This window comes from Teretinema zuelzerae (assembly GCF_021021555.1).
Taxonomy (GTDB): domain Bacteria; phylum Spirochaetota; class Spirochaetia; order Treponematales; family Treponemataceae; genus Teretinema; species Teretinema zuelzerae.
Genome location: NZ_JAINWA010000001.1, coordinates 515,223 through 530,723, shown reverse-complemented (window position 1 = coordinate 530,723; position 15,501 = coordinate 515,223). Strand labels below are relative to the sequence as shown.

Annotated in this window: 22 protein-coding genes and 1 tRNA gene; 14 read left to right on the top strand and 9 right to left on the bottom strand. The window is 39.1% G+C overall.

The genetic code is table 11. From position 1 onward, the window contains the following. Nucleotides 1-121 precede the first annotated feature (121 nt). The 5 genes from K7J14_RS02415 to K7J14_RS02400 all read right to left on the bottom strand — a co-directional run bounded on the left by K7J14_RS02415 (nucleotide 122) and on the right by K7J14_RS02400 (nucleotide 2,589). On the bottom strand, nucleotides 122-589 hold the full coding sequence (locus K7J14_RS02415) for a hypothetical protein (RefSeq protein ID WP_230752649.1): 468 nt from the start codon (nucleotides 587-589) through the stop codon (nucleotides 122-124). Between the two features lie 163 nt (nucleotides 590-752). Next, nucleotides 753-1,160: a DUF3795 domain-containing protein gene (locus K7J14_RS16325; protein WP_408033972.1), complete on the bottom strand. Its 408-nt coding sequence runs from the start codon at nucleotides 1,158-1,160 to the stop codon at nucleotides 753-755. Nucleotides 1,161-1,329: 169 nt separating this feature from the next. Beyond that, nucleotides 1,330-1,740 carry a YybH family protein gene (locus tag K7J14_RS02410; protein WP_230752646.1) on the bottom strand — a complete coding sequence of 137 codons (411 nt, stop codon included), beginning with the start codon at nucleotides 1,738-1,740 and terminating at the stop codon, nucleotides 1,330-1,332. Between the two features lie 5 nt (nucleotides 1,741-1,745). Beyond that, the gene (locus K7J14_RS02405) at nucleotides 1,746-2,159 is read right to left on the bottom strand and encodes an SRPBCC domain-containing protein (RefSeq protein ID WP_230752644.1); all 414 of its coding nucleotides are present in this window, start codon (nucleotides 2,157-2,159) and stop codon (nucleotides 1,746-1,748) included. A 118-nt stretch (nucleotides 2,160-2,277) separates the two neighbouring features. Next, nucleotides 2,278-2,589, bottom strand: coding sequence for a CZB domain-containing protein (locus tag K7J14_RS02400; protein WP_230752643.1), 312 nt, complete (start codon nucleotides 2,587-2,589; stop codon nucleotides 2,278-2,280). Nucleotides 2,590-2,771: 182 nt separating this feature from the next. On the opposite strand from K7J14_RS02400, the gene K7J14_RS02395 reads away from it, so the two are divergent. Continuing rightward, a complete protein-coding gene (locus K7J14_RS02395) occupies nucleotides 2,772-3,764 on the top strand; it encodes an IS30 family transposase (RefSeq protein WP_230752641.1) in 993 nt (330 codons plus the stop codon). Here the strand turns inward: K7J14_RS02395 and K7J14_RS02390 are convergent. The 4 genes from K7J14_RS02390 to K7J14_RS02375 form a co-directional block, all read right to left on the bottom strand. Next, the gene (locus K7J14_RS02390; protein ID WP_230752639.1) at nucleotides 3,724-5,046 is read right to left on the bottom strand and encodes a methyl-accepting chemotaxis protein; all 1,323 of its coding nucleotides are present in this window, start codon (nucleotides 5,044-5,046) and stop codon (nucleotides 3,724-3,726) included. The genes K7J14_RS02395 and K7J14_RS02390 overlap by 41 nt on opposite strands. A 16-nt stretch (nucleotides 5,047-5,062) precedes the next feature. Next, nucleotides 5,063-6,790: a PAS domain S-box protein gene (locus K7J14_RS02385; protein ID WP_230752637.1), complete on the bottom strand. Its 1,728-nt coding sequence runs from the start codon at nucleotides 6,788-6,790 to the stop codon at nucleotides 5,063-5,065. A gap of 383 nt (nucleotides 6,791-7,173) precedes the next feature. Then, nucleotides 7,174-7,539 carry a helix-turn-helix domain-containing protein gene (locus tag K7J14_RS02380; protein ID WP_230752635.1) on the bottom strand — a complete coding sequence of 122 codons (366 nt, stop codon included), beginning with the start codon at nucleotides 7,537-7,539 and terminating at the stop codon, nucleotides 7,174-7,176. 136 nt (nucleotides 7,540-7,675) lie between these two features. Further along, entirely contained in the window at nucleotides 7,676-7,999 is a 324-nt protein-coding gene (locus K7J14_RS02375) for a helix-turn-helix domain-containing protein (RefSeq protein ID WP_230752632.1), read from the bottom strand. Between the two features lie 212 nt (nucleotides 8,000-8,211). Here K7J14_RS02375 and K7J14_RS02370 point away from each other — a divergent pair, with 212 nt between their 5' ends. From K7J14_RS02370 to K7J14_RS02315, 13 genes are all read left to right on the top strand, one after another. Continuing rightward, nucleotides 8,212-8,448, top strand: coding sequence for a helix-turn-helix domain-containing protein (locus tag K7J14_RS02370; protein ID WP_230752630.1), 237 nt, complete (start codon nucleotides 8,212-8,214; stop codon nucleotides 8,446-8,448). A gap of 262 nt (nucleotides 8,449-8,710) precedes the next feature. Next, nucleotides 8,711-9,004: a hypothetical protein gene (locus K7J14_RS02365; RefSeq protein ID WP_230752628.1), complete on the top strand. Its 294-nt coding sequence runs from the start codon at nucleotides 8,711-8,713 to the stop codon at nucleotides 9,002-9,004. Nucleotides 9,005-9,394: 390 nt separating this feature from the next. After that, nucleotides 9,395-10,156, top strand: coding sequence for a ParA family protein (locus tag K7J14_RS02360; protein WP_230752626.1), 762 nt, complete (start codon nucleotides 9,395-9,397; stop codon nucleotides 10,154-10,156). A 14-nt stretch (nucleotides 10,157-10,170) separates the two neighbouring features. After that, on the top strand, nucleotides 10,171-10,914 hold the full coding sequence (locus K7J14_RS02355) for a ParB/RepB/Spo0J family partition protein (RefSeq protein WP_230752624.1): 744 nt from the start codon (nucleotides 10,171-10,173) through the stop codon (nucleotides 10,912-10,914). Then, nucleotides 10,911-11,246, top strand: coding sequence for a hypothetical protein (locus K7J14_RS02350; RefSeq protein ID WP_230752622.1), 336 nt, complete (start codon nucleotides 10,911-10,913; stop codon nucleotides 11,244-11,246). Before K7J14_RS02355 ends, K7J14_RS02350 begins: the two co-directional genes overlap by 4 nt. Nucleotides 11,247-11,255: 9 nt before the next feature. Further along, nucleotides 11,256-12,083 carry a hypothetical protein gene (locus K7J14_RS02345; RefSeq protein WP_230752620.1) on the top strand — a complete coding sequence of 276 codons (828 nt, stop codon included), beginning with the start codon at nucleotides 11,256-11,258 and terminating at the stop codon, nucleotides 12,081-12,083. After that, nucleotides 12,080-12,349 (top strand): hypothetical protein, encoded by a 270-nt coding sequence (locus tag K7J14_RS16320; RefSeq protein ID WP_408033965.1) that lies wholly within the window; start codon nucleotides 12,080-12,082, stop codon nucleotides 12,347-12,349. Before K7J14_RS02345 ends, K7J14_RS16320 begins: the two co-directional genes overlap by 4 nt. A 36-nt stretch (nucleotides 12,350-12,385) precedes the next feature. Then, on the top strand, nucleotides 12,386-12,574 hold the full coding sequence (locus K7J14_RS02340) for a hypothetical protein (RefSeq protein WP_230752618.1): 189 nt from the start codon (nucleotides 12,386-12,388) through the stop codon (nucleotides 12,572-12,574). A 320-nt stretch (nucleotides 12,575-12,894) separates the two neighbouring features. Next, a complete protein-coding gene (locus K7J14_RS02335) occupies nucleotides 12,895-13,293 on the top strand; it encodes a single-stranded DNA-binding protein (RefSeq protein WP_230752617.1) in 399 nt (132 codons plus the stop codon). Between the two features lie 13 nt (nucleotides 13,294-13,306). Further along, nucleotides 13,307-13,825, top strand: a complete 519-nt coding sequence (locus K7J14_RS02330) for a thermonuclease family protein (protein WP_230752615.1) — start codon at nucleotides 13,307-13,309, stop codon at nucleotides 13,823-13,825. A gap of 19 nt (nucleotides 13,826-13,844) precedes the next feature. Continuing rightward, nucleotides 13,845-14,048: a hypothetical protein gene (locus K7J14_RS02325; protein WP_230752613.1), complete on the top strand. Its 204-nt coding sequence runs from the start codon at nucleotides 13,845-13,847 to the stop codon at nucleotides 14,046-14,048. Nucleotides 14,049-14,055: 7 nt separating this feature from the next. Next, a tRNA-OTHER gene (locus K7J14_RS02320) sits at nucleotides 14,056-14,141 on the top strand. 156 nt (nucleotides 14,142-14,297) lie between these two features. Further along, nucleotides 14,298-15,500, top strand: coding sequence for a hypothetical protein (locus K7J14_RS02315; RefSeq protein WP_230752611.1), 1,203 nt, complete (start codon nucleotides 14,298-14,300; stop codon nucleotides 15,498-15,500). Nucleotide 15,501 lies beyond the last annotated feature (1 nt).

The window sequence follows — 15,501 nt, the reverse complement described above, 5'->3', positions numbered from 1 at the left end:
CTCTTAATGTGTAGTCTCGTACTTGAACTACTTGTTGTCAACGTTGACTTCTTATAAGTTGTTAAGGTTTGATTTCTTACAATTTTTTGATATAAGTTAAAAAAATCTCGTATTGATACTTTTAGTTTGATCTTAATACCATATCTCCGGCAGCTATCTCATCTTTTGCCCGTCTTATTCCCAAGAATTTTCCCTTGATTTCGATAGGATTATTCGGCCAATAGAAGATTATCATACCTCTTTGAAATATTGATTTATCAGAATTTTCATAATTCAGATAAAAATAGTCATCTCTGAAAAAACCACCCTTAAATAGAATTGTTGTGTTTGAGTATGTTCCTGACCCTAAAATTGTTTTTCCCTTGACTCGGAGTGTCATAATTATGTCAACTTTTTCTACTTTACCTTCACTTTCAGGCATTAGAAAGAAACCAACCCATTTCTTTGATAATGCTTCTTTTCTATAATTTGCGATTGGTAAGAGTGATTGGTTTCTTGTCAAAACAGCATAAATTGCATTCCCAATAACTCCGGTTAGTATTCCGGTGCTTATACCACCAAGTAAAGTAAGAATATTAAGGTCAAGCATAATGTCCTCTTAAATAAACTTCTCTGAAATTGATACTTCGATTTTTCATTTGAGTAAGTTGAAACCAATTTTATCATAGAAAATCATCTTTTTGTTATGCTAAAAAAATAACTATGGACACTAGTACTTAATCGTAGAAACCAGTTTTGAAAGTGTTTGATGATTACGATTCAGTTTTGTTCTCGCATTCAGAGCATAATTTCCCGTGCTGTGTAACCACTCCGCCACATCTTGGACATCGCCATTTATCTTTTTCTACAGAAAAGAAGTATGTTAGTCCTGCACTTTGTACCATTTTTGCATTATCCAGTAAGCTTACACCGTATCTTGTTATATAACTCTTTTCTAGGTTATTAATTCGCTTGCAAGGATACTCAGTACACTCAAAACAGTATTTTATTTTCTTGTCGATAACACATTGCTTTATCAGACAGTGCTTACACCTCTCCGGTTTATTTAGATCCGATTCATAACATCCATTACATGCTTTCTTCTTTTTTAGATGAACATAACAAACAAAGCAGTTCACACCACAAGGAGCAAAATAGATCTCGTCGACTTTATCTGGCATTTTCATCTCTATTCAATCCTCCATTTCAATCGTGAGATATCAATGAAAACCGTTTATTGTTTATTCCTTTTATCAGATTTGAACAAGGAAGAGAGATTAAGTGGAAGGTCAAAAGATAAAAACAGAAAGTCGTTTCGACTCATGTAATCAGAACGTATTACCGCACTAATTAAAAGATGCCTAAACCAGTGTCCATGTGTATAGGTACAGAAGTGTGTTGATTAGTCACAAACCACTCTTCATTTTCTTTAATGAAACAGACCGTCATTCTCTCCTTTATATGTCTTATTTCAACCCCTTGGTCTGATTGAGCTGAGAACTTGAAAGAACAAGTAGAGAAACCTGCAGAACCATCAAAAATGGTCTCTGAATTCTCAAAATCAACTAGTACATTTTCTGAACTGATTGAATCAAACCAGCTGTTTATCATAGAGGTGATGTTTGCTATTCCATTAAGTGAAAAGTCATTCCAAACATCATAAAAAACGATGTTCTTATGATATAAAGAGCACATGAGCTGTTTGTCTTTATTTTCTACAGCGGTTTTGTATAGTGACGTAAAGTCTTGAGGAAGTCTCATAAGCATTACATCCTTTCGAGAACCATTTTGTAACGGTTCAGTATAGATTGCCAACCTGTTCGTTGAATTTCTATTGGGTTGCTTTTTTCAGCATCGAAGGTTTCGCGAACAATAACTTTATCGCCTTCTTGTATAAAATCAACTTGTACTATTCTTCCATCGTCTAATTCATAAACAATTTCCCTTTGTTCGATTATGGAAATATACTTTCCAGAAAAGGTAAAACCATGTTTTTTGTCTTTTGATTGCATTAGGTAACTGAACGTACCATGTATAACAAAATCATTTATCGCAGTTGGACAGCACCAACTATCCGAGGCATAATTCCATTGAGTAATGTAATCTGGATTAATGAACACATTCCATGCATCATAAATTGATTTATACGTTGTTATTTCAACTATTACTTTCTTATGCACGTTATCTCCTCACAGATGGAATATCAGTCTCAATCAATGACAGATCTTATTTCTCATCATTTTATCCAGTCTCTATATCCTTTTTTCTTGCTCAACTATTTAGTCTCAACTTCTTTGTCTAGGTCATTTTGGCAAGTGTAGAAATAATTCTACTAGAGTAGGCGAGTAGTTCATCGAACTTTGCCTCTGATATCTGTCTCTTTTCTGTATGAGACTGGGTTATGAGGTCTTTAACTAGTTTATGCATCTGTTCGTGATCGCTAATCATTGAGATAAATGAAGGAGAATTACGATACGAATCTGCAGCAGAAGAAGCTATCCATTTACCGAGATGACAAGTGGTGTGGTCGATGACTTTATCAGGATCAATCGTCATTGTTTTATCAATAACCCCACGAGCGCGAATGACCCATAATAGATGTTGAATCATTATTGGGACTGTATTCAATGATCCTGACTGAGCCTGTGTTGTGGATGAATCTTGGAAGTTGCTTATTGACGACCCACGTTCAATGACGAAGTGCAAGAAGGGAGGGGCCTAAACCCCTCCCCAGTAGCGACAAAAACCTGTATTGTGTGTTTACCACAACAACAAAATGCAGGAGCATCGCCATGGATAGGAATAGCACAGAAAAGCAGAAAAAGTACATACATCTATCGTTTGCAGAACGGGAAGAAATATCCGTTGGATTAAGTTCGGGTAAAAGTGTTCTTGATATTGCCCGGAAATTAAACAGAGACGAAAGTACTATATACAGAGAAATAAATAGAAACAATGCGCAGATCAATGATGTTCCATACAGAGCAAATCGTGCTCAAATACGAGCAGATAAACGTAAAAAAGAAAGTCATAACAGACAGCGCTTGTCGAACCCGGTAATCCAAAAGTACGTTGTTAAAAAGCTCAAGGAAGAATGGACTCCAGAAATAATTGCAGGTAAACTACCACTTGATAAACCAGGGTTTAAGACAAACCATGAATCCATATATTTGTGGATATATAAGGATCGCCGAGACTTGATTCAATGTCTTCCGAGGGCACACAGAAACCGTCAAAAGCGTTCCAGTATAAAGAATAAGCGGTGTATACGAGTTCCAGATCGTACAATGATTGAGCATCGCGATCCACAAATACAAACGAGAAATGAGGCCGGGCACTGGGAAACGGATACTGCTGTTTCCCGGCAAAGCAAGGCAGCGATTACTGCAACCGTGGAACGAAAATCAAGATACCTAATTGCGAAAAAAATCAAAGGCAAAACTGCAATAGCCATGCATGATGCTGTAGTTAATAGTTTGAAAAAGCTTCCTGAGAAACTCCGGAAAACCATTACCTATGACAATGGTACGGAAAACGCAAACCATAAATTAACCGACAAGGTTTTAAAGACAAAAGCGTACTTCTGTAATCCATACCATAGTTGGGAAAAAGGAAGTATTGAAAATCGGATAGGTATGATACGCAGATACTTTCCTAAAAAAAAAGACTGGTCCTTGATTACTCAAAAACAACTTGATAAGGTGGTCAAGAAGATTAACACTCGACCAATGAAGTGTTTAGGATTCAAAACACCTGAAGAGGTTTTTGTCGCACTTCGTCATTGAACGTGGGCGAGATAACATTTTCATAGCTAAGGAATAATTCAGATATTTCCAGGAAAACAATGTTGAGCTGTTGGGCAACCTCAGCAATTAGGGATGTTTCAGTATTACTTTCAGTGCTTGTCTCAATGATGTGCTGAATTGAACTGCGGATATTACCTGCGCTGTTCAGGATTTCTGATGATCCCTTTTCGATAGACTTGGTAATGTCCTTAAGAGTCAAGGATGAATTGACAATCTCTGTGCTACCGATTTCCAATTCTTCCGTTGCAGCATGAATTTCTGCGAATGCTCTTGAAAGACTTTGTGATTCCTGTACGATAGTACCGTATATTGAGATATTTGTATTGCTTTGCCCCTGAATTTCTTTGATATGTTCGACCATTGTTTCCAGAGAAGAGGCAATTACTTGGGCATTTTCTGTCGTAGACTCTGAAAGGGATCTGATTTCTTCGGCTACTACTGCAAATCCTTTCCCCGCATCTCCTGCATGAGCTGCTTCAATTGCCGCGTTCATGGATAATAAGCTTGTTTGTGTTGCAATATTGTTAATGACTTCCATAACTTGGCTGACTGTATCGATACTTGAATGAATATCGACGACGACTTCAGCCATCTTCTCCATTTGTTCCTGTCCATCGAGTGTTCTTTTCCTTAGTGTTTCGACGGAATCACGTTTCTTTCCTGTTATGGTACGAACGTTCTTTATTGAAGCATCCATCTGTTCCACCGCGCTGGATGTTTGCATAACGGATTTTGATTGAGTATCAATTTGTTCAGAGAAAGAGGTGATTGTATGTGTTATTCGCTCAATTGCGTTCATGCTTGCAAGAATTTCTTCTTCTAATTGTGCAATTGTATCGCGTATTTTAAAGACGCTTCCATTAATTTTTGTCGCAGTGTAAATGGAGTCTTTAAGTTTCATGGAGAATTGCAGTGCATGAACCCGGCTTTCTGATATTAGCTTTGTAGTGCTACTTCGGGATTGTTGACAGGAAGATATGTGATTATTTAGAAAATTTACCGCATTCTCCCATGTGTGTCCAACAGAGGTATCGCCTTGATTCAATTGTTTAGTAACAATGCCCTTAAAAGTCTGTAACTGCTTTCTGTATTTTGAATAGACTACGATCAGGATGGAACCATCTAGAATGAGTATGCCAAGCAATGAAGGAATAAGAAGAAATCGTCCCTGTGGAATTAGTATAATTGAAACTATTGCCAGTTTGCCTAAGATCTGTTCAGTTACAAAAAGTACATGCGACAGTCTCTGTTTTGTGATCAATTTCTCCTCCAAAAATCTAATCAGAAAGTTCTTTGAACACAACGTCAAATCTATTATGTAGTTCTACAAAGTGTTCCACAATATCCGGGTCAAAGTGAGATCCTGCCGTTTCTCGTATGTGTTCTACTGTCTTGTCGTGTGGCCATGGGTCTTTATATGGCCTCTTGCTTCTTAGGGCATCGTAGACATCAGCTATAGCAGTTATTTGAGCTGACTGAGGTATATGTTTCCCTGATAGTCCGTTCGGATATCCTGTTCCATCAAATCGTTCATGATGACAGAGCGTTATAGCTGCGGCCATTTCGAATTCTGCTTTTCCTTTGACGATGTTGTGTCCGAGAGTTGTGTGGGTTTTCATTATTGCGAATTCCTCGGGGGTAAGCTTTCTCGGTGCTCTAAGAATTGAATCAAGAATTCCGACCTTCCCAATGTCGTGCATGGGAGCGAAGACCTCAATATCATTGCAATATTTCTGGTTCATCCCGAGGCTGCGTGCAATGAGTTTTGCGAAAAGCCCAACTCGTTTCATGTGGTTCCCTGTTTCATCGTCGCGAAGCTCTGCAAGATCCGCGATTGTCTGAAAAAGCTGTATCCGGTTACTCATTGCAGTATCATGTGAAACCGTCATATCGATCGGCATCCCGACAATGCTGGTAAGTTCGTTATTTTCGTCGTATAGGGCATTAACGAGCAGGCTGATCCACAGTAATGAACCGTTCTTCTTCCTGTTAATAATCTCGCCCTTCCATGTTTTTACATTCGGGTCTTTCACCGCCTGCCAAAGATCGCGGAAAAGAAAATCATATTCGAAGTAGCTTACACCGAGATTGTTGTACACTTCCTTTCCCGGATTGAGAAAATGAGGGTTCTGTCCGATGATCTCGTCACGGGGATATCCGTACATATCAATAAACGCATCGTTTACAGAACTGATGGTTCCGTCCGCATTTGTAATCAAGATCGGCTGAGAGCTGCTTTGGAAGGCTAGATAATACTGCTTCTTCTCGGCTTCCAGTCGTTCCTGACCGCTCAAGTCCTTGCACAAGGCCAACAGCCTGCCGTTTTTCATTTTCACGGCGTCCAACAGCACGGTAACCAGAGTACCGTCCTTTCGTTTCAATTTTCCCACTCTGCTGGATTTCCCCTGCGAGAGCAAGCGCTTAAAATTATCTCTGTGTACAGAGTTCTCCTCAGTGGGAATCAAGTCCGGAATATGGAGATTCTTCAATTCCTCTTGTGTATAGCCGACTATTCTGCAGCCTGCTTCATTTACATCGATATATTTGTAGTTTTCATCCGTGATGAATAACCCATCAGGTGTGTTATCGAAATATTGTCTCCGCTCTTCTTCCTTTCGTGCAAGAGCATCTGTCATTTCTTTTTGCTGGGTTATATCAATTGAAATGACGATAAAGAAGCCTTTTTTAGGGCAACTTACAGAAAAGTGAAAATATCGATTCATGATGGATGAGAATGCATCAAACTCTGTTCGTTCTCCTGTGAGGGCAACAGATGCGAATGTTGCGAGCCAATTGAATGAATCATTAAATACTGAAGAATTGAACTCTGTTATTGGTTTATCTAATAAAGCCTCTCTTGTTGTTCCAAGGAAGGTCGCGAAGGCTTGATTTGAGTCTCTAATTATATAATTAATCGGAATATTGTTCTCATTAACTACTAGTTCGTTAAACGTATAGCCAAAAGGTGAAGTTTGTAGGGCATATTTATATATCGTTTCATCCATCTGAAATCTCCCATATATAAGGTAAATATACGATAAAAGGGAATACTGCATCCTCGCAGACTCATTTGCTATGGGGGTTATTGTTAATTGATGTTAACCCTTGCTTATCTGATGGTCAATCAAATTATGTGTTTTCAATCAATTTTTGTTCATAGAATCTATTAAGAGTCTATTGGTACTAGCTGCATACACTCTCCAATTGCATATCGAGCAATATACGATTCCTTGATTAACAGGATGACTAGTAAACCTCGGAGAAAAAAATCCTCTAGCGTGTTAAAAATTGCTCTGCTTATATAAAGTATCTTTCAGATGTATAACTATGTACTAATAGTACTTTTTTGTATATAAAAGTTAATAAAACAATCAGCAACTAAAGATAATTAACCTGCTTGTACAGAGGATTTTTCCTTCCTTCCATCGTTTGCATACCTCTCCGCCATGGATTCGACCATGGTTAAGACTGTTTGTTGATCTCGTTCATCAAGGATCTCAAATAGGCTAAGAAGTTTGCGCTCTTTTGGTGAGGTAGCTCCATTTGAATGTGTTTCCTGTCCTGTTACAAGATATTCAACAGAAACTCCTAATGCCTTTGCTATTGTCACTGCAATATCTGCAGAAGGAATCGAGTTGTGCCCTGTTAAATAGTTATCGAGAGAACGTTTATTTATTCCTGTTTTTTCAGATAGTTCCTTTACAATCATGTCTTGATAATCAAGTTCTGACCGTAAATTCTCTTTAAAACCCATAAATTCATTGTACTTAAAAATACGTATCAACGTATTGACAAAACGTAAAAAGACGTTATAGTAGTTGTAAATACTTAAATTTAAGTATTTACAACTACTAAAAATATGACAGGTGAGGTCTAAAAAAAGGAAGGAATTACCGCTTATTGGCCAGAGCTTCAAGAAGGGTAATAAAAGCTTCTTTTTCCTTACTGTCTAATGATGAAAGGAGGGCAATTACTTTATTAGTTTCTGGTGGAAGAGTGACTTCTTTAGGAGCTTTATTACCGGTAACGAGATATTCAACAGAGACACCGAGTACTTCGGCAATTTTAACGGCTATGTCGGCAGGTGGCATTGATAATCTTGATCCGACATACATATCAAAAGCGCGTTTTTTTATTCCTGCTTTATCTGCAATTTCCTTGTGGAGAAGTCCGGAATATTCAATTTCGGCGCGTAAACGTTCATTAAAGTTCACTCCATAGTAAATATCACAAATACGATATTTAACCATTGACGATAACGCACTTGTGATATATAACATTAATAAAGATAACGCAATTGCGTTATTTCCAGAGTTGATAAGCCAGTTCGAGCCATGACTTATCCGCTTTGCGGGTTAACCGGAAACGGTGCTTCCCCATCAAATCGGCTCGGATTTGATGGGGATTTTTTTTTAAGGAGCAAGTAATGAAAATGAAAATTGAAATTGAGTCGCCTTTGCTTACTCGTAAACAGGCAGCTAAGTATCTCAATATCAGTATCGCAACGCTTGATCGTCACTCAGAGCTTCCTAGGGTCAAACTTTTTGGAAATCAAGTGATGTTTGAAAAGGCTGAGTTGGATAAAGAAATCGAGAAATACAGAATTCCTGGAAAAGTTAAAACACAAAATTCCGTACGGGTAGGGGAGTCTGTTTTATGCTAAATGAAAAATACCTTCAAGAGAATTATGAATTAATCGCTTCATGTCTTTCCCAATTAAAAAAGAAAAGTGCTGACATTGAGTTTGGGACCTGTTCTCTGATTTTAACCTTTCATTCTGGACGTGTATCGAAAACTGAAATACAGACAGCTGAGGCAATGAAAATTACGCATAAAGATTAGTAAGTCCCAGAAGTAATGAAAGAGTGTAGTTAATAGAAAGAAACAAATTAAATGCAGACAAGAAAATATAAGGGAGTTATACGATGGAACATGTAAATCCAAAAGACATACGGTTTAATCCTACTCTTGCAAAGAATATAGCTTCTGACTTGTTAACTAATTCTTTTACCAAACCTCGAGATCCTCGAAGCCGGGAATATAAAGATGGATTCCATGCAGCTGCCTTTAACACACTTCTCCAAGTGAAATACAAAGATCAATTAATTAAACCTCCTTTCTCAAAGGGATCTTGTCAGTTAGATGCATGGTTTTCTGGATATGAAGAAGGGCGAACCGAAGCACGTTCTTTCCAGATTAATTACGCAGACAGCTTTTAATAACAAAGCCTTCCTCGGGATAAAAAAAAGCAGTGGATTACTGAAAGAAGATAAGTTCTTCAACTTGTTATGAAAGCGGCCTACCAACCTTAGGTACGGCGCCGGGTACGCAACCGGCCTTGCTTCACCATGTTTCGGCTGGGAGGCTAAGAATGGCGAGTAAAGTGCCATTGATGAAGTTCAAGCTTTGGAGAGAAGCTTGTTCCGGCGAAGCTATACTTAAATATAATTCTTGGCAGCGGATGGTATTCCGGGAGTAAAAAGAGTCAGGAGCTCTCCACTCCAAGTTTTTACTCTATTGGGGTTCGACTCCCCTTTCTGCCATATACAAATAATTAACTATTCCATGTTATGAGACTAGTTGAAACCGTACTAAAGGAGAGCTCAAGTATGAAAATCGTATCTTTTGTATCAACCAAAGGTGGAGTTGGGAAATCTTCCTCCACCATTTTAATCGCAAATTACCTGGCTGCTGTCGGCAAGTCGGTATTGGTAATTGATACCGACTACAGCAATTCAACGACATTGCATTATCTTGAAAGCAAAGCCGGGTTGCGGGGGAAAGGGTTTTCTCAGGCCGTAAAGACTGGTCGCCTTACAGATAATATCGTATCCACCCAAAATGAGAATATAGAGTTAATTCCTTCAAACAGTGACATTGAACACCTGGTATTGAAGGATGATCTGGTTCTTTCTCGTCTTGTGGAAATGGAACATAAAGAACTATCTCTCTATGACTACATTCTCCTTGATACGTCCCAGGGATTTAATTCCACGATCAATAACGCAATCTATGCGTCTGACCTGATTTTAACTCCGGTACTATTGTGCCAGTTCGACATGATTTCATGTCTTACTTTGCAAAGTAAGATTGTGGAAGCCGAGAAAATGTCTTCCTGGGGTCTTTTTTTCAATGGTGTTAATCAATACGCCCAAAATAAAAACTCATCCCATTATCAGTACATATCACTCTATAAAAAGACCTTCACCCAGTGCCTTAACATTTATCTGCCTAAAACATCTGCGGTAACAAACCGCATTGACCGGGATCAGAAGATTACCCGTAAAACAAGCGAAAAGATTTTTGACGGTGTCGCTTCGTTAGTCGAAATAATCACCGGAGAGCCGGTAAGCGAACCGGTTGCTTTCTAAAGAAGGAAAAGGAAATGAAGCCACTAACCATTCTGAAAGACGAGAAAAAGCTTGACCTTAATAATTCCGGGCGCGTGCTATTGGCGCGTCTTATACCACTTACCGAAATTAAGCTCCAGAAGGAGTTCCAGGAACTGTTTCCGCTTATTCCTGGTAACGTGGAGAAAATAACGCAACGAATCATGGAAGGCGGATACGATAATTCCCAACCGGTACATATATGGAATTTCAATGGGAAACATATCCTTATTGACGGACATCATAGGCGGGAAGGCGCTCTTCGTGCCGGACTCCACGAAATCCCATGTTTCTTACACGAGTTTTCTTCTATTGAAGATGCGCTTGAATATGCCATAAGCCTTCAAACTGAAAGGCGCAACCTTTCAGATGCGGAGCTTATGAGAGCGCTTAAAGTAGTGGATTCTCTTAAAACACGAGGACGTGGGGCAACGGGTGACGGAAAATCCGCTGCACGTTCGGCAGAGGTTTTGGGTATTTCCACCTCACGGGTTGAGAAGACCCGCATGGTGGAAAAATATGCTACCGATGAAATCAAAAAACAGATCGAGTCAGGTGAACTCACGCTTAATAAAGCGTATCACCTCGTTCGGGAAACAATGACTGAATCGACTGGTAGGAAGAGTAAGGATAAGAAGCCTTCAAAAGAAGTCATACAGATTATCACTACTATTCAGTCATTTCTTACCTCTGGTGATATTGAAGGCCTTTCATCGTATGTAAAGGAGTACGGGATATGAGTACCGTAAAAAAGAGCGAAACGCGCGGACTGTATCGTTCTCATGATAAGAAGCTCGTCTATGGTCAGGTCGATACCATCTTGTTGCATCCTAAGATGTACTTTTCAAAGAGAAGACTTTCACGGATGGCTCCTTACCAGATTTTTACTGGAGTAGGTTTTGTCTGTACCGTCCTTGATGATCGCCTCCATGCAGATACTTGGTTTTTCAAGGATAAAAAAAGTCTTAATAGATTTATGCGGCAAGTTAAGGACAGCCTCCATTGTATTGAAGAATGTTTCTATGCCTCCGTCGTACAGCAGAATACAGAAGACCCATTTCAAAAAAGGTAGGTGGAGGTAATGAACCAAGAGAGAGTAAAAGAAATATTGCTATCACTTGCCGATACCAAACGAGATTTCACTGTTATTTTTACTGGTAAGAAAAGCAAGAAAGTAAACGGGCTTTATAAACCTGGTACGGCAGAAATCTTTCTTCATAACAAGAATTTTTCTCAGGATAATCAGCTTCTGTATACAGCGATACATGAATACGCCCACCATCTTCGTGTCGAATCGGGAGCATCCTCTTCTCGCGCACACGATATTGCATTCTGGTCTCTTTTTAACACGCTTCTTGATGATGCAGAAACAAAAGGAATATACCAACGCATACGATCTGCATCCATACAGAAGAAAATAGATGAGGCTAAAGCATTACAGCATGAAATACTTCTCCTTGAACAACGATTAGGGGTATTGCTTCAGGAAATCCACGAAACAAGTGAAAACGAAGCGATTAGATATGAAGATATTTTCCAGCATGATCTGCAACTCTCCCTTGTAACGGTTAAGAAAATGTGTGCTATAAGTACACTGCCAGCTCATAAAGTTGAAAACCTCTCACTCGATGCAGCGCATGTTCTGATTTCCAACAAGGGAAATGACCAACGGGTAATCGGTGCAATTGAATCTGGTAAAAGCATTGCTCAAATCAAAACCACTACTCAATCTCAATCAACGGCACGAGACGAGGAACTAGAAAGGGAAAAGAGGCGTATTGAAAAAACAATCACCGCTTTGAACGAAAGACTCCGTAAAATCATTAATGAGTTAGGCGAAATGAATGGAATCAATGCAGGTGAAGCTAGTCACGGAAAAATCTATGCGGAAAGGATTATGAAAGAATGAATAGTAGGAAAAGGCATTCACCCTTAACAAGACAAAAGATTTCTCTTGCCATGAAAAATAGAGTTCTGTCGTCTTCATGGAAGGTTAATGTTACAAGAGCAATTATCGAACAGTGGGCAAAAGCAGTCATATGTAATGAAACGGGAAAGACCTTTGAAAGTATATCAGAGGCCGCACGATGTTACGGTCTAGCTCCTACGCAAGTATCTCGGGTTTGTCGTGGTATGCGAAATAGTGTTCACGGTCTTACTTTTTCATTTCTATAATTTAGTTTCACTTTTTAAAACCATAAGGAGGACAAATTGGAGTCAAAACTGATGAAAGCGATTACGGCGCTGGAAAGCGCAGGGTTCCAGGTAGATCGAGCCATTGAAGAGGATGCCCGTGATGCTGGGTACGCAGTTATTGAGGCCGGAAGCCTTTCAAAAGTAATGACACTCGATGCGAAAACCGGCGCGATCCTCATACGATGCACGCCGGTGAAAGGCTAATTAGTCTTTCAATTCAAGAAAGTCCTGAAAGACTTTAGCAGCAGCTACAGTCTGCTTTGCAAGGTCTTCGAGACTTCCTTTTGTTAAATCATACGTTGTGCCATTTGCTTCAGCCATTGCATTCACCAAATTTAAGATTTGTTTTGATCAAATTATTTGAGTCATGTTTTTACCCTCCGGGGGATTGGTATTTCGCCCTACATACGCGGGGACGGTTTGGTTGCCTTCGAGTATACCACTCATCCGGAGGTTTCTTTGAATCACGAGTTCGTGAATTAGCTTCTCTTGAAGATAGTAAATCAGTACGGAGGTTTTTGAAGATGGGCGATTTAAACCATGTGTCTCTTACGGGACGTTTAGTGAGAGATGCAGAACTGAAACGCAAGGGCGCTAATCTAGTCTTGTGCGAGTTCTCGCTTGCGAATAATTATTCAAAGAAAACAGGGGAGACCTGGTCAAAAAAAGCAAACTTTTTCAAGTTAGTGGTGTTCGGGAAAATGGCAGAAGGTCTACATCCTTATCTCAAAAAAGGTGCACTCATTGGTATAGAAGCTGAACTGCGCCAAAATCAATGGGAGCAGGAAGGTAAGAAATACTCAAGTAATGAACTAATCATAAACGAAGTTCAACTTCTCTCTAGTCCAAAAATAAGTAATGAGGCTCCTTCATCATCAGATTATCCGGCTGAAGAAGAATCTTTCCTTATGGATATTTACTAACTGAAGGTAATCAATGAATTCTAAACTACTAAGGAATATATCTCTATTTTTATGTATATCATTCACTTTTTTTTCATGTGAAGTCGAACTTCATGCTGAATCAAATACATGGTATGAAGCAAGGGTAACAGCCGTTATTGATGGAGACACCATTCAGGTGCAGTTTACTGGAGAAGATTGCCCTTCTGGGTGCCAGTGGAATGAAAGAGTACGTCTTGTTGGTGTCGATACTCCGGAGCTTTTCACAGATCCTCCTGAGTACTATGCAGCTGAAGCACGAGCCTATACTAATCAAATCTATAGACGAGATGTCCTACTTGTATTTGATTCTATCTCAGCCAAAAAAGATAGGTATGGAAGAGTTCTTGCCTATATTTATAAATCCTTCGATTCACCTTCAATTAATGAACAACTCATCCTCAATGGGTATGGATATTACTACGATTTATTTTCTTTCGATCCAGAAAAAATGAATGATTTTCAGAACGCAGAAGATTATACCCGATTAAATCGGGTAGGTCTTTGGAGATAACTATAAGGAGTGTATTGAAATGAGTAAAGAATGGATTCGTGGTTATGGACAACGTTATCGACACATGGTCGTGCGAACTGAGGTTACGCCTCACTATAAAAGGACTCATTTTGCATGTGGGAAAACAACAGATTACACGCTTGATTGTGTTTTTGAATTAACAGAAACCGCGAAATGCCCACTGTGTCTTGATTTCGAACGAAATAATGTAAAAGCAATTTAATTCATCTGGAAGTGTAGTGATGAGTGGTCATCAGAATGTCATGCGTTCGTGCTGTAGTCAGTCGCATCATAGGTTCGATTCCTATCACTTCCTATAGCCCGTATGGGTGAAAAACTACGTGCCGGTTGCACCGGTGTTTGAGTTCAGCTCGGCCGGGAGGATGCGGAAACCTCCCGGCACTTTTTTTATAATCAAAAAAGAGGACGTAGTTATGAGATATACAAAAATTTGGCTTAAAGGATTATTGCAATGATACATACATTTGATACTGAAGTTGCTGAATTATTCCATGATGCCAATATTGCAACGATTTTTCAAAATTTGTGTTATTGGATACTCCATAATAAGACGAATGATAAAAATCAAAAGCTGATAGAAATTAACGGTTCTCTTGTTAACCGTTACTTCACATATAATAGTATTCAAGCATTTGTACAACAATTTCCTTATTACTCAAAAAAGCAAATAGAAACCTATCTCAATAAACTGCGCGAGCGGGGATTGATTGTTAAAGGGAATTTCAATAATACGGGTTTTGATCGGACTTGTTGGTATTGTTTAGTAGATGAGCAGTATTGGATTGACAAGTATTTAGGAGTATCAAAAAAACCATCTACACCACTACCAATAGATGAAACACCTCAAAAAGATGACACAGAAGATTCCTTCAAGCACTATTCAAATAGCGAAACACCAGTTTGCTTTACTGAATCAATCGATACTGCTTCATTGACTTGTGAAAATGAGACTACTAGTGTTGAAAATCTCCAATCCTTCCATTTCCCCAAACGGGGAAATGCATTTCCCCAAAACGGGAAATCCATTTCTCCAAACGGGGAAATGCATTTCTCCAAAACGGGAAATCCATTTCCCCAAACGGGGAAACCTATACCAGATATAAACTCATATCTTAAACCAAATAATAAACAAAATACTGCTTCTGCTATTCGTACTACGTTGCAAAATCTTGATCCAACATTGATTTTGGATTCTGAGTTTTATCCCGCAGCAGCAGATTATCTTAATCGCTTCAGAGTAGGAGAAGAGTACTTGATTTGGTTTTATAACTATCTCAAGAGCTCAAAGCAAATAAAAAATTTCTCTGGGTACTTCTTTACTGTATTCTTTCGAGAGGTCTATATTCAGCGCTATCAAGCACAATTACTCACTAGTAAGAAATCACTGGACGAGAAAAAGGACCTGCTCAAAGAATATATATGCCCTGTCTGTGGTTATCATGAGCAAATCACACAAGCAACACGTTCTTGTTCGGAGTGTGATTCTCCAATTAACCCAGTAGCTGATGATATACCACGACTCAAAGGATTGTATCGCATGGACGATGAAACTAAGGAGCTTTATATTTCTGCTCGCTCACAAGCGCTTCGATCAGGGGGAAATGTTAGTGATAAACTCAGAGATCTCGATCGACACTTTGGGCTAGTTGGCTAGG